Here is a 14336-nt window from a genome sequence, read left to right as displayed (position 1 = left end):
GGTCAATAACTTTAGAGAAGGGAATAGATTAGTGAGATTATATGACAATGGAGAGCGACCACCTTCCAAAGGAAATTGTAGAAAAACACTTCACTATTATTATACCGATTTTTTGCAATAAACAGAAGTGAAGTTTTATTCCGTGATGTACAAGTTCCAGTGTTCAACACATTCCGCACCAATCCTTTTTTCTTGTCGTTATTTCCTGGGGAATGAACGACCTTTCTCTTGTTCCGCTAGAAAATCCTGTCACAACATGTAGAATGTTCAACCACTTTGCAACTTCAGTCATATACGTTTGCATGAAAAAATGGGGTTTTGCGAATACTTGATTTGTAAGGCGTGAAGGGGATTTGATGCGCAACGTTATAATACGTAGATGAACGTAATCGTTTGATTACCCGCACAATCATTGTTATGCTGAAGGAGCGGCGAATTTTGCGACTAGTTGACGAATAACCAAGTAGATTGACAATTTATGTTGTCCTAGATAACTAGAAAGGGGTTGACGTGTATCCAGTCACCAGAAAAACTTCATAATAACTCTACGATTGCAGTGGAAACATCTGACGATTACTCGTTGGACCGTGTGCCACGGAACGAACGGACGAAAAGTTGGTTGAGTATAACGAATATAACTTTCGGGATTGCTACCGCCATTTTTTATTTCCAAATGGGAAGCGTGATGGCGCTTAAATTTGGAGCCGTGAATGCATTGATTTCTTCCGCTTATGCAATCATTGTCGCAGGATTGCTCGGAACGGTCATTGCCTATTTGTCTGCCAAGTCCGGTATGAACGTAAATTTACTTTCGCGCGGTGGAGGTTTCGGCTATATCGGTTCGTCCTTGACGTCACTGATTTACGCGTCGAACTTCATTATGTATTGCGCGTTTGAAGGACTCATCTTAGTATCCGCAGTTCATCACTTCTTTCCTTCACTTCCAAAATGGATTCTCATTGTTGTATTTGGATCCATCGTTATCCCTCTAAACTGGTTTGGAATCGAGCAATTAGATAAATTACAGAAGTGGTCCTTACCTCTATTTATCATCTTTTTATTAACTGCAGTTGTTGTTTCCTTCTATAAACCGCCTATTTATACCGGTTCTGTATTTACGTATATGCCTGACGGTGTCCAAATCGGTGGGGAAGCCCTCTTACTTTGTATCGGCATGCACCATGGCATTATGGGATTGACCGCGTTATTGGCATCTGATTATGCGAGGTTCCTGAAACCAACGGATGTTAAGGTAGGTTCCTTCATGATTGGGTTCATCCCACAGTTTTTCTGTTTTGGCGTGATGGGTGGCCTTGGCATTTGGTTTGGTGTTCGATTTTTAGAATCTGATCCAGGTGTGTATATCGTCCTCTTGCTCGGAATTGGTGGAGCGTTGTTCACGATGTTAACGCAATTACGTATTAACGTCACGAACATTTACAGTGGTTCCTTATCGCTCTCTAATTTTTTTGAGAACATGTTCCGTTTTACACCAGGTAGACGTTTTTGGGTCGTGGTAGCAGGTCTGACCGCTATCCTTCTCATGTTGCTCAACATTGTCGATCATGTCGATAAATTAATGACTTTCCAAGGGGTATTTTTACTTGCATGGGCCGCTGTCCTTGTGACAGATGCATTAGTCGTTAAAAAATGGTTGAAAATTGGTCCTACGTATTACGTCGCTCGTCAAAAGTACTTGTATAAGTGGAATCCCGTTGGTACGGTGTCGCTTATTGTAGCAAGTGTCCTTGGAACAATAGCAGCGCTTGGGTACATGGGATTGTTTTTAGAAACGACGGCAGCCTTCTTTGCAGCCTTACTTGCCTCCATATTGACGGTTATCATCGCTGTGATGACGAAAGGCAAGTATTATGTGACGGAAGAGCCAAAAGATATTGTGCAAGAAGACAAATTAGCCTAACACTTACACAAGCAGGAAATGAGTTAGACTACAACTGTACGATCCGGTCAATGAGCGATTGGATTGTACAGTTTTTTTATGTTCAGATTGTGTATTAATTGCTTAAAACAAGCTATCCAAAAATAAATACTAGATAACTACTAGGACACTCACAATGAATAGGTATTTAATTACAGAAAAAATGTTTAATTTTGAGCTAAACATTAAGACTTTCGACCCGATATAGATGTTGTTCATACTACATACTTGAGGTGAGAGAATCTAATGAAGAAAATGGGTGTATTTCAGAGGAATTTGATTGGTACGTTAGTGATTTCCATTTCACTTCTCGTCATTGCAATTGTTTCAATAAATTACATAACGAGTCAGGGAACGTTAGAGGATGAAAAAGCGCAAACAGAAAAACTGATTGAAGAGAATTTACTGAGTGTGATTGAAGGGTCTGATGTTGCGTACTCCATCATCGAACAGTCTTTGTCCGAAAAAATGGAGCTGTATACGAATGTGTTATTGGAAGAGTACAAGCAAAATCCTGATGTATCAACGTGGGATTTGAAACAGTTCAAAACGGAATTTGATGGCTTTGACATATTCTTTTTGAATGACAAATTCGTGATTGACTATGCAACAAGAGAAGCAGATTTAGGACTAGATTTAAAAGAGTTCGGTCTTGAAGGATTATTGCAGGAGCGTATGGATGCTGGAACGTATTTTGACGATCGTTTAGAAATTAGTGAAGCAACGAAAGAGACAAATAAGTTCAGTTATACAGCGACGCCCGATAAAAAATATATGATTCAAATTGCTGCAACGGCTGATCAGTTTTCGCATTTGATTCAGTCGATGGATTTGGAACTGTTGACGAAAAATCTGATGGATAAACATCCATATGTTGAAGATATCGGTATTTATACGATTAGCATCGATGGGATTCCAGCGTATTCAATGAATAAGAAAAACGATGAAGGTGAAGCTGCAGTATTGCCGGATTCGTTGCTGGACATTGGTGCAAAAGCAATTACCGAAGATAAAGTTTTGGAGAAAAAATCTTCGGATACGCTTTATAAGTTTATTCCTCAAATCGATTTGACGTCTGATGATGAGAACAAGTACCGCCAATCCCGTTTACTTGTTTTGACTTATGATGATCACTATTTTGCAGGTCAATTAAAGACGAATAGTGTAACAGCACTAATTATGGTCGTTGTCTCCGTCATTGTCGCGGTTGTGCTATCCATTGTGATCGGCCGACGCGTGTCCAAACCGATCCACCAATTCAGTGCAGTCATTGATCGAACAGCGCAATTGGATTTTACTGACAACGAGCATGTGGCAACGTTATTAAAGCGAAAAGACGATTTTGGCGTATTGGCCGAACAGTATGAGCAAATGCTTGTTTCTGTAAGAGGCGCATTTGACAAAGTAATCGACTCGACACATCATTTAATGGCCATGTCAGAACAATTCACGTCAAGTGCGGATGAAACGAAAACGGCTTCTGTCCAAATTTCAAGCTCCGTGCAGGAGATGGCCTATGAAACGGAAAACCAAACACAAACTGTACGCCAATCCATTACCGATATCGGAATGATTACCGAAGAAGTTGGTAAATTACTAGCAAACATTTCAAAAGTGAATGAACTCGTACAACAGACCGTACAGGCTTCAACAACTGGAAATGCAATTGTAACGGATACGGAAAAAAGCATGGAGCACATTAACACTTATACGAAGCAATCGAAAGAGACCGTCATTGAATTGCATGAGAAATCTTCCCAAATTGAAAACTTCTCTACGTTCATTACGTCCATCGCTGATCAGACGAACTTGCTTGCGCTGAACGCAGCAATTGAATCTGCACGAGCTGGGGAAGCAGGAAAAGGATTTGCGGTTGTTGCGAATGAAGTGCGGAAACTCGCAGAGGAATCGAGTAATGCAGCAAATCATATTCGTCAATTAATTACGGAGATTAAAGAAGATATTTCACAGACGGTCGACAGTATGACAGAAGGGTACGAAACTGTAAAAAATGGTACGTCACTTGTTCATGAAGCTGGAGAAGCGTTCAGAGATATTCTGACTGCGGTCCAATCAGTATCCAGTCAGACGACGGAAGCGACATCGATTTCAAAAGAAGTAGAACAGGTCATGCAAAACTTACTTCAATCGATTCAGGAAATTGCAAGTTTGTATGAGAAGTTAGGTAGCCATTCAGGTGAAATTGCAGCCTCTACTGAAGAACAAACAGCAACCGTCGAAGAAGTAGCGTATGCAGCGAAAAACCTTTCCGATATTGCGGAAGACTTACAAAGAGAAATTGAAAAGTTTACGGTATAAGTTGTTTCTCAAAGAATAGCCGACTCGCACAAAAACTCAGTTTGCTCGATAGGGAGCAACTGGGTTTTTCTTTTTCAACTCCAGTAGATTTTTTAGCTGTATGGCTTTCTAATGAAGGATAGGCATGAAAAACATGCATAGTTCTCTCTGTTGAAGAGGAAGCTAAGTTCGAGAAGTTTCTAAAAACATTTGCTGTATAATCGCATAATATGCTATTCTGAGATGTGGAATCGGTTACACAAAGAAGGTTTTTTACTGAGAAAAGGTCAGTTAACTATAGAGGATAGAACAGGTGATGAATGTGTCGAATAACATTGTTGTCGTCGGAAGTATGAATATGGATATTGTCATGTCGGCGGAACGGTTGCCGAAAATTGGAGAGACAATCTTAGGTGAGAAAGTCGTCTATTTGCCTGGTGGAAAAGGTGCGAATCAAGCGGTTTGCATGGCTCGTTTGCAAGGTGATGTGACAATGGTTGGTGCGGTTGGTAACGACGAGTTCGGCCGTAGCCTTAAGGACCAAATGGAAAGTAACGGTGTCAAGACGGATTTCATTCGCGTTGTAGATGGCGTACAAACGGGCATTGCGAACATTTTCCATGTGAACCGTGATAATTGCATAACTGTCATTCCGGGTGCAAATTATACCGTGACAAAAGAACGCATTACGAAAGAAGTCGTCCAAGCGATTGCTGCTGCGGATGTGTTGGTCGTTCAATTAGAAATCCCACTTGAGACCGTACAATATGTGTTAGGGATTGCTAAACAGCACGGTGTGAAAACGATTTTAAATCCAGCCCCTGCTCAATTTCTATCACCGGAATTGCTGTCGCTTGTTGATTATTTGACGCCAAATGAGACGGAGTTTGAGTTGTTAACAGGTGAGCATTCTACAACGGATGAGGAATTATCCGCTCTAATGTTGAAATGGGAATCAACGTATCATCATACATTAATCGTCACGTTAGGTGAGCGCGGCTGTGCCATTTTAGAAGATGATCAACTTGTCATAACGCCACCACCCAAAGTGGAAGTTGTGGATACGACAGGTGCGGGGGATTCATTCAATGGCGCATTGGCGGTTGGGATTTCAACGGGTAAATCGTTGAAGGAAACGGTCGACTTTGCAGTGAAAGTGTCTGCGTTGGCAGTGACAAAGTTTGGTGCACAAGAAGGCATGCCTTTTTACGAGGACATTCAACAATCCTAGAGGAAATGAGGGGAAGTACGATGGTAAAAGTTTCGATTGAGCAGATTGAAAGACAGTTAGGAAGTTATTTAAAGGAAACGTATAAACACTTGCATGAGCATCCTGAATTAAGTGCGGAAGAATACGAAACACAGGCGTTCATTACGAAAGAGTTGGATCGTATGGGTATCCCGTATCAAAAAATGGCGAAAACGGGTGTTTGCGCAGTGTTGGAAGGCGCGGAACCTGGGAAAACGATTTTGCTCCGTTGCGATATCGATGCATTGCCGATTGATGAACAGACCGGCTTGGCGTACGCTTCGACAAAACCAGGTGTCATGCATGCGTGCGGTCACGATGCACATACAACAATCGGTTTAGGTGTTTTATCGGTATTAAAAGAACGGTTAAGCGAGTGGAAAGGAACTGTGAAAATCATGTTCCAACCGTCCGAAGAAGTTCAGCCAGGTGGAGCGAAGCCGATGATTGACGAAGGGATTCTTGAAAATCCTACAGTCGATGCGGGACTTTGTTTGCATACGAATCCGTTTTTAGCTCCTGGTAAGTTTGAAATGAGAAAAGGCTATATGTTAGCGAACACGGACCGGGTTTACATATCCCTCATTGGAAAAGGTGGACATGCTGCTGCTCCTCAACAGGGGATTGACGCAATTGCCATGGCAGGGCAGTTCATTACCGGCATTCAAAACATCGTGTCTAGACAAACATCGCCCCTTGACAATGCGGTAATTACGTTCGGCACAATTAACGGCGGAACGACTTCGAATGTCATGTGCGACCGTGTCGATATTGCTGGGACAGTCCGCACAATTAGAACGGAAACGCAAGACAAAATTATTGCCCAAATTGAGCAATTGTTGAAGTCAGTGACGGACTTCTGGGGCGGGGATTATACGTACAACTACAGTAAAGGCTATCCTGCAAGCTGGAATGATCCGGAATTGACGGACGTCGTAGCAACAGCGATTCAGTCAGCTTTTGGTGAAGATAAAGTCGTAGAAAACGAGCATCCTTATATGAGTGGCGATGATTTCTCAGTCGTTGCACAAGCGGTTCCATCCGTCTTCATGTATTGGGGAACTGGCTCGGATGAAAAAGAGAATTTCCCTTGGCATAACGCGTATTACCATGTGAATCTAGAGGCTCTAAAATACGGTGTAGCAACAGCAGTTGAAAGCATTACAGCATTACTCCAATCAGAAAAGGTAGGGAAATAAAGATGAAAAAAATCATTATTGACGTAGATACAGGAATTGATGACGCGATTGGATTGTTGTTGGCGGCGAAAAGTGGCCAAGCGGATATTTTAGGATTTACAACGGTAAATGGTAATACATCCCTTGAACAAGCGACAATTAACACGGCAAAAATCGTTAAATTGCTTGGTCGTGATGATATTAAAGTTGTCCAAGGAGCGAGCCGTCCGTTAATGCGTGAACCGCATTTTGAAGTAAGTGTACACGGCAATGATGGAATTGGTGGGGCACTGAAAGAGATGGAAGTAGAAATTAAGGACGAAGGATTTGCACCGGATTTCATCATTGAGCAAGCGGAGCTACATAAAGGCGAATTGACGATTGTATTGCTTGCGCCATTGACAAATATGGCGCTTGCTATCCGCAAGGAACCTCGCTTAAAAGAATGGGTGAAAGAACTTGTCATTATGGGTGGAGCAGTTGACCATCCTGGGAACATTACGCCGACTGCGGAATACAACATGTACATCGATCCGGAAGCAGCGAAAATCGTACTTCACGCAGGTATTCCAATTACGCTTGTCGGATTGGATGTCACGAGCCAGACGTTGTTAACTGTTGCGGATATTGAAAAAATGCGTCCGAGTCAAATTAGGGATTTTGTAAAGGACTCGACGAATCACTACATGAATCGCTACATGGAGCTGACAGGAAAACGTGCTTGTTCCATGCATGATCCGCTAGCGGTAGGTGTGGCTTTAGATAAATCACTTGTTCGTACAGAAAAACTGTACGTTGACGTTGAAACGAATAGTGACTTATGTGACGGACAAACAGTTTGTGATTTTAAAAATTGGACGAAAAAAGAGCCAAATGTCGATGTGTGTCTTGAAGTGGATAGTGAACGTTTCATTTCGACACTTATTGATACGTTAAGTAAATAATCATGGTGGGAAGTCTGACGATTTCAGTCAGACTTTTCGCTTTTACTTGGATGGAAAGAAGGAAATGGAGATGGAGGAACGATTATCAAAACCTGCTTTGTCGTTAGCAGGTGTGCAATGGCTGTTTTTCATGTTTGCGAACACGATTGTTGTACCCCTTTCGGTTGGTGCTGCATTTTATTTGCCAGATGCGGAAGTTGCAACGATTATTCGAAGTTCGTTCATATTGACAGGTGCTGCAAGTATTTTGCAAGCATTGTTTGGACATCGCTATCCATTAATGGAAGGGCATGGCGGTGTTTGGTGGGGACTTGTGTTAAGTCTTTGTGCTTCTGCTCCGGCTGTCGGGATTAGTTATGCGCAGCTCGGTGGAAGTCTTGCATTAGGAATGGTAGCGGCTGGAATCGTAACGATTCTGTTAGGGGCAATTGGTTTTTCAGATGTCCTAAAGCAGATTTTCAATAAAGTAGTGTTAACAGTCTATTTGTTTTTATTATCCATACAGCTCATTATGATTTTCTTTAAAGGGATGCTCGGTATCGGTGTGGATGGCACGATAAATGAACCCGTTGCATTGTTGTCCATTTGCATTGTGCTGCTTGTGCTTGTCTTAACTGTAAAAGTAAGAGGGAAAATCAGTAACTTTGCTATTCTCATCGGTATGATTGGCGGTTGGATTGCCCATAGTCTTTTATTCCCGGCAACGGCACAAGTATCTGGAACGGGGACTGCCTTATTTACCTATTTGCCATGGGGCTCATTCCGATTTGATATTGGTATTTTGTTAACTGCTTTTTTTGCTGGGCTGATTAATATGGCGAATTCGTTAGTCGCGATTACGACTGTGGAGAAAGTATTTAAGACGACGACCGATAAAAAACGATTCAGTTGGTCCTTTATGTTAACAGGTGTGCATACGATTGTAGCCGGATTGTTCGGGTTAATCCCATACGGACCGTATACATCTTCCATCGGGTTTTTGGAAAGTACGAAAATCTATCAGCGTGCGCCGTTTATACTTGGAGGTTTGCTGTTCATGGTGCTTGGAGTTGTCCCTATACTTGGTTCGTTTTTCTCGACAATGCCGATGAGTGTAGGCGATGCGGTTTTGTTTGTCGCATACTTACAACTGTTTGGAACTGCAATTAAGAATTTGGGGAATTTACCAGTTGGTCGCATGTCGCTTTATCGTTTAACGATTCCTTTGCTCGTCGGAATTAGTGTAATGAATATCCCGGCGGTGACGTTCAGTGTGTTTCCGGTATTATTTCAACCGATTGTGAGCAATGGTTTATTAGTCGGTGTGTTGTTATCAGTTTGTATGGAATTGTTCTCAAGGAGAAGTTCGGTTACAGTTTCATAAAAACGGTTGAGTTCCGCATACTAGGAACCCAACCGTTTTTACTTGGATTGAATGGAAGTTGACTGTTTTACTTGTAATTCGACTTCAAATGTTTGCGTGTACGTTTCAATGGAATCGCCATTAATGAGTTTGACTAACGTATCAACGGCTGTTTTGCCAATTTCGTAAATGGGCTGGGCAACTGTTGAAATTTCAGGTGACATCATTTCCATTTGGATGCCGTCAAACCCGATGACTTTGACGTCAGTAGGGACAGAAAGGTTTGCTTTTTGCAGGGCTTTTATTGCGCCTGCTGCCATTAGGTCATTGCTTGCAAAAACACCGTCGAGATCGGGGTGTTTCTGGATAAGTTCCTGCATTGCCCGGTAGCCACCTTTGACGGTGAAATCACTATATGCAATAAGGCTCGGTGTGAATGAATCGAGTTGCTTCGCAATGACTTCGTATCCGTTCGTCCGTTCGCGGGAAGATGTAATATGAATCGGCCCGCAAATGTGCGCGATTTTCCGACAGCCTTGGTTTTGTAAATGTTCGGTTGCAAGTTTACCACCGTTAAAATTGTTGGACATGAGCGAGACGATTGAACTGCCCGATAAGTGATTGTCCATAAGGATGACTGGGATTTTGCGTTTTTGTAAGTGTTCAAGTTGTTCGGGTTTAATCGTGTAAGACGAAATGATGATGCCGTCGACTTGCTTGTGAATTAATGTTTCAATATATTTTTGTTCTTTTTCTGGATTGTTGTCTGTGTTGCATAAGATGAGTGTGTAATCATAAGCGTTTGCTGCATCCTCGGTCGCTCTTGCGACTTCGGGAAAAAATGGATTTAAAATGTCTGGTACCATAAGTGCGATTGTCGCGGTTTTCATGCCCGCTAAGCTTCTTGCAATGTTATTTGGTTTGTAATTCAGTTTGTCAATGACTTCTGCGATGGCATCAGCCGCTTGTTGACTGACGTAGCCATTTTTATTCAGATAGCGTGAAACAGTCGCAACAGAAACGCCTGCTAGCTTGCTGACATCTTTGATTGTAGGCAAAATGAACTCACTCTCCTATGTTATCGCTTACATAAACATAGCAATAAATTGGTAAAAAATCAATACAGTTTGAATATTTCAGTGTTAAAAATAGACATTGACACTGAATATGATTTTTGGTAAATTACATGTAACCGATTACACATATCGTGGAAAATGTCACTTGTATATAAAGGAGAAGAGGATGAATATACTCACTGGCCTATTAGGTTGCCTTGTAATATTGTTTATTGCTTTTTTGCTATCTGAGAACAAGAAGAAGATAAATTATCGTATTGTTGGAATTGGTGTCGCATTACAAATCCTTTTTGGCTATCTTGTACTGAAGTCGACGATTGGGCGTATGGTTTTGGAAAAGATTTCTGAAGGGGTTCGCAACGTCATTCATTATGGGAATGAAGGATTAGCATTCGTTTTCGGAAGTTTGGCAGATCCGTCACAACCGACTGGATTTATTTTTGGTATTCGAGTGGCGGCAATGGCGATTTTTGTTACAGCGCTTATTTCCGTGTTGTATCATTTTGGCATTATGCAGTTTTTTGTCCGTGTAGTTGGTGGGGGACTCGCAAAACTGTTAGGGACAAGCAAGCCGGAGTCTTTGACAGCAGCTTCAAATATTTTCTTAGGTATTCAAGAAGCGCCTGTCCTTATTAAACCTTATATAAAAACGTTAACAAGATCAGAACTATTTGCCGTAATGGTCGGTGGTCTAGCCTCGGTCGCGGGTGGAACCTTAATGGCCTATGCCGCGTTAGGTATACCGATAAACTTCCTGTTGTCAGCGAGTTTCATGGCAGCTCCTGCGGGATTGGTTTTTGCGAAAATCCTGATTCCTGAAACGGAAACACCTGTTTTGAATGCGTCTTCCATTTCTGTTGATCCTAGTGAAGTAGCAGATGAAGAAGAGAAGTCAGGTCTGATTGATGCCATTACACGTGGTGCGATGGAAGGGATGAAAATGGCTGGGCTAATTATCGCGATGTTGATTGCTTTCATTGCTGTATTAGCGTTAGCAAATGGTATTTTAGGCGGAATTGGTGGTTGGTTTGGCTTCCCTGACCTTTCACTCGAACAAATTTTTGGATATTTGTTTGCACCATTGGCATTCATCATGGGGGTTCCGTGGTCTGAAGCGATGACTGCAGGTAACTTGTTAGGGCAAAAGGTGATTTTGAATGAGATGGTTGCCTTTACGTCATTCCAGCCGATGATTGATATGCTATCGGATAAAACTGTTGCGATTATGACCTTCGCATTGTGTGGTTTTGCAAACATCGGTTCACTTGGAATTCTAATCGGAAGTATGACAGCTTTTGCGGAAAACCAACGTACAACTGTCACGAAATTAGGGATGAAAGCTGTACTTGCAGGAACCCTTGCGAACTTGATGAGCGGAACAATCGCTGGTATGTTTATGTAATCACTAATTACGAATAATCAAAAAGAGGTGACAACACGCGAAGTAGTGCGTGAACTCACCTCTTTTTTTATCTTATATAGATAGTTGAATTGTGGTAATATAGGGAATTATGCGCGTGCCTGTCCCCCGGACAATTTGCAATTGTTTGGGGGACAGGCACCAAAACGATTCTGAATTGTGTCGGGGACTGGCACCTTAAAGGGGGAAGGAAGATGGAAAAGAGGCTGACGGTTTGGATGGCGTTGTTGCCGGTAATTGTGTTGATTGCTGCGGGTGCTGGTTCCATTTTTGTCTGGAAAGTGGGCATGCATGTACCGTTGCTTGCAGGCATGGTGATGGCTGCTGTCGTGGCTTTGATGGCAGGTTGGAAATGGAATGCTATTCAACAGATGATGGTGAATGGTGTAACAAGGGCGTTGCCGGCAGTGTTTATTTTGCTTGTGATTGGGATTATCATTGGCACGTGGATTGCGGGTGGTGTCATTCCGACGATGATTTATTACGGATTGAAATTCATTCATCCGGATTTCTTTGTGCCGGCTGTAGCCATTGTAACTGGGCTCGTGTCCATAACGTTAGGTAGTTCATTCACATCAATTGCAACTGTTGGATTGGCGTTTATGGTAATTGGTGAAGGTCTTGGGTTTCCACCAGGACTCGTTGCAGGTGCGATTATTTCTGGCGCGTTTTTTGGTGATAAACTATCACCGCTGTCGGATACGACGAACATCGCACCGGCAGTAGCGGAGACCGATTTATTCAGTCACGTGAAACATATGCTGTGGGATACGTTACCGGCATTTTTTATTGCACTTGTTTTGTATGCGGTAATCGGACACACTTCAGTTATTCAAGGGGCAGATCAGTCGTCGATTATCGCGTTAATGGATGGACTCCAATCGATCTTCATCATCCATCCGCTGTTGTTGCTCATGCCGGTGCTGACGATTGTGCTAATTATTAAGCGAACACCCGCGTTACCTGCACTGTTAGGCGTCGCTATCATAGGTGCCGTGTTAGCGATAGTTGTCCAAGGTGAAACGGTGACGTCAGTCATGCAGTTCATGACAAGTGGATACCAAGTTGAATCAGGTGTCGAGGCAGTTGATAAGCTGTTAAATAAAGGCGGTATGGTGTCGATGTATGGCACAATTGTTTTATTAGTATTGGCTACCGGATTAGGTGGCATTATGGAAGAAACAGGCGCGTTTCAAGTACTCACGCGAAGAATGCTTGAACGCGTGAAATCGACCGGTTCCTTGATCATGTTGACGATTGTTTCGACATTTGCTGTCGCATTTTCTACAGGGGCGCAGTTTTTGGCGATCATTTTACCAGCCCGCACGTTTGTACATAAATATAAAGAGCTTCAAATTGATACGAAAAATTTATCCCGCTGCGTTGAAGCGGCTGGTACAGTAGGCATTAATCTTGTACCATGGGGTGTCCCGGCAGTCTTTGCGGCAAGTGTTCTGGAAGTCGATCCGATGGCATTCATTCCTTACACATTCCTCGCATTCCTCGTCCCGCTCATGAATGTGTTATATGGGTATACGGGTTGGACAATTGTGAAGAAAAGCGATAGGAGGCTCGTAAAATGAAACAAGCAATGTTAACAATACTAGGGACAGCTCAAGATGCAGGGATCCCCCAACCGAATTGTACGTGTGCACAGTGTAAAGAGGCTTTAACGAATCCTGCTAAAAGAAGATATGCCGCATCTCTTGCCGTCGTCATGCCTGAAGAGAAAACGTGGCACTTAATAGACGCTTCGCTGGATTTTAAAGAACAGTTCGCTGCTGTTCAAATGCAATACGGGCTGGAAGGCGTGTTAATGGACAGTATCTTTTTGACACACGCTCACATCGGCCATTATCCGGGATTGTTGTTTTTAGGCCGTGAAGCAATTGGCGCGCAAGGCGTTTCTACATATGTAGGTCCGAAGTTGAAACAGATGCTTGAAACGGAAGCACCGTGGCGGCAACTTGTGGACCTGGGGAATATTAACGTGAAGGCTTTACAAGCAGGCAAAGCGGTACAAATCAGTGAAGACGTTGCCATAAGACCTGTCGAAGTGCCTCACCGCAATGAATTTTCAGAGACTTACGGATTCTGGATTGAAGGACGTAATCGAAAAATCTTATACATTCCAGACATCGATGCATGGACAGCGTGGGACGTCAATATATACGATGCTGCAAAGGAAGCAGACGTCTGCATCTTGGACGCTACGTTCCATTCCATTGCAGAAATTGAGAACATGGGCAGGGATTATAGAGAAATCCCTCATCCCGTCATGACCGAAACAATGGACCGCTTGCAAGACTTGGTGGATGAAACCGACATCTACTTCACCCATTTCAACCATACGAATCCTGCAATCGACCCATGCCATCCCTTTACGCAACAAGTAAAGGAACGTGGCTTCCGCATCGCCGAAGAAGGCATGCAAATAGACCTATAAAACCGGTGCCTATCCCCAAAACAATTCAGAATTGTTTTGGGGACAGGCACCTTCTTTATGCGTCGAAATATGTGTTTTCTCCACTTTTTTTGAGAGTTATTGTAGAAAATAATTCTAAGTACTTATTCTGGTGTATACTAGAATAAATTTTTACGAAAGTATAGGTAGTTGGATTGATGGTGGAGAGCATCTAGCAAATGGGGGGAGCTTTGTATGTTGAAATGGATCGGAAAATTGATGTGCAAGTTATCGGGCTACCATCGAATGGACTATTATTCTAATAGATGTAAGCGTTGTGGGTATGTGAGAGAAGGAAGGAAAAGTACTTCGAAATAAAGAAGTTGTCTGGAAGTTGGTACAGCATAATATAAGAAAAGCTGTCGAGGAGTTGTGGGGAGTGAATTTCTCAACAGCTTTTTTACGTTTAGGATGCTAAATGGTTCG

The 14336-nt window shown here is 42.6% G+C and carries 10 protein-coding genes; 9 read left to right on the top strand and 1 reads right to left on the bottom strand.

Annotated elements, in window-relative coordinates:
- Positions 1–514 precede the first annotated feature (514 nt).
- The 6 genes from NRI27_RS12970 to NRI27_RS12945 all read left to right on the top strand — a co-directional run bounded on the left by NRI27_RS12970 (position 515) and on the right by NRI27_RS12945 (position 8971).
- Positions 515–1921, top strand: a complete 1407-nt coding sequence (locus tag NRI27_RS12970) for a purine-cytosine permease family protein (protein ID WP_317946789.1) — start codon at positions 515–517, stop codon at positions 1919–1921.
- A gap of 264 nt (positions 1922–2185) precedes the next feature.
- Positions 2186–4258, top strand: a complete 2073-nt coding sequence (locus tag NRI27_RS12965) for a methyl-accepting chemotaxis protein (RefSeq protein WP_371391072.1) — start codon at positions 2186–2188, stop codon at positions 4256–4258.
- A gap of 295 nt (positions 4259–4553) precedes the next feature.
- Positions 4554–5468: a ribokinase gene (rbsK, locus tag NRI27_RS12960; protein WP_371391071.1), complete on the top strand. Its 915-nt coding sequence runs from the start codon at positions 4554–4556 to the stop codon at positions 5466–5468.
- A 20-nt stretch (positions 5469–5488) separates the two neighbouring features.
- Positions 5489–6685, top strand: a complete 1197-nt coding sequence (locus NRI27_RS12955) for a M20 metallopeptidase family protein (RefSeq protein ID WP_371391070.1) — start codon at positions 5489–5491, stop codon at positions 6683–6685.
- 2 nt (positions 6686–6687) lie between these two features.
- Positions 6688–7608, top strand: a complete 921-nt coding sequence (locus tag NRI27_RS12950) for a nucleoside hydrolase (RefSeq protein WP_371391068.1) — start codon at positions 6688–6690, stop codon at positions 7606–7608.
- A gap of 70 nt (positions 7609–7678) precedes the next feature.
- The gene (locus NRI27_RS12945) at positions 7679–8971 is read left to right on the top strand and encodes a uracil/xanthine transporter (RefSeq protein WP_371391067.1); all 1293 of its coding nucleotides are present in this window, start codon (positions 7679–7681) and stop codon (positions 8969–8971) included.
- Between the two features lie 38 nt (positions 8972–9009).
- Here NRI27_RS12945 and NRI27_RS12940 read toward each other — a convergent pair whose 3' ends face one another.
- Positions 9010–10008: a LacI family DNA-binding transcriptional regulator gene (locus NRI27_RS12940; RefSeq protein WP_371391066.1), complete on the bottom strand. Its 999-nt coding sequence runs from the start codon at positions 10006–10008 to the stop codon at positions 9010–9012.
- A gap of 184 nt (positions 10009–10192) precedes the next feature.
- Between NRI27_RS12940 and NRI27_RS12935 the strand changes: the two genes are divergently transcribed.
- The 3 genes from NRI27_RS12935 to NRI27_RS12925 all read left to right on the top strand — a co-directional run bounded on the left by NRI27_RS12935 (position 10193) and on the right by NRI27_RS12925 (position 13892).
- Entirely contained in the window at positions 10193–11428 is a 1236-nt protein-coding gene (locus NRI27_RS12935; RefSeq protein ID WP_371391065.1) for a NupC/NupG family nucleoside CNT transporter, read from the top strand.
- Between the two features lie 212 nt (positions 11429–11640).
- Positions 11641–13029 carry a Na+/H+ antiporter NhaC gene (nhaC, locus tag NRI27_RS12930; RefSeq protein ID WP_371391063.1) on the top strand — a complete coding sequence of 463 codons (1389 nt, stop codon included), beginning with the start codon at positions 11641–11643 and terminating at the stop codon, positions 13027–13029.
- Positions 13026–13892: an MBL fold metallo-hydrolase gene (locus tag NRI27_RS12925; protein ID WP_371391062.1), complete on the top strand. Its 867-nt coding sequence runs from the start codon at positions 13026–13028 to the stop codon at positions 13890–13892. Before nhaC ends, NRI27_RS12925 begins: the two co-directional genes overlap by 4 nt.
- Positions 13893–14336 lie beyond the last annotated feature (444 nt).

It is taken from the genome of Sporosarcina sp. OR05 (genome assembly GCF_041414805.1).
In the GTDB taxonomy this organism is placed as follows: domain Bacteria; phylum Bacillota; class Bacilli; order Bacillales_A; family Planococcaceae; genus Sporosarcina; species Sporosarcina saromensis.
This window is presented reverse-complemented; position numbering and strand designations above follow the sequence as displayed.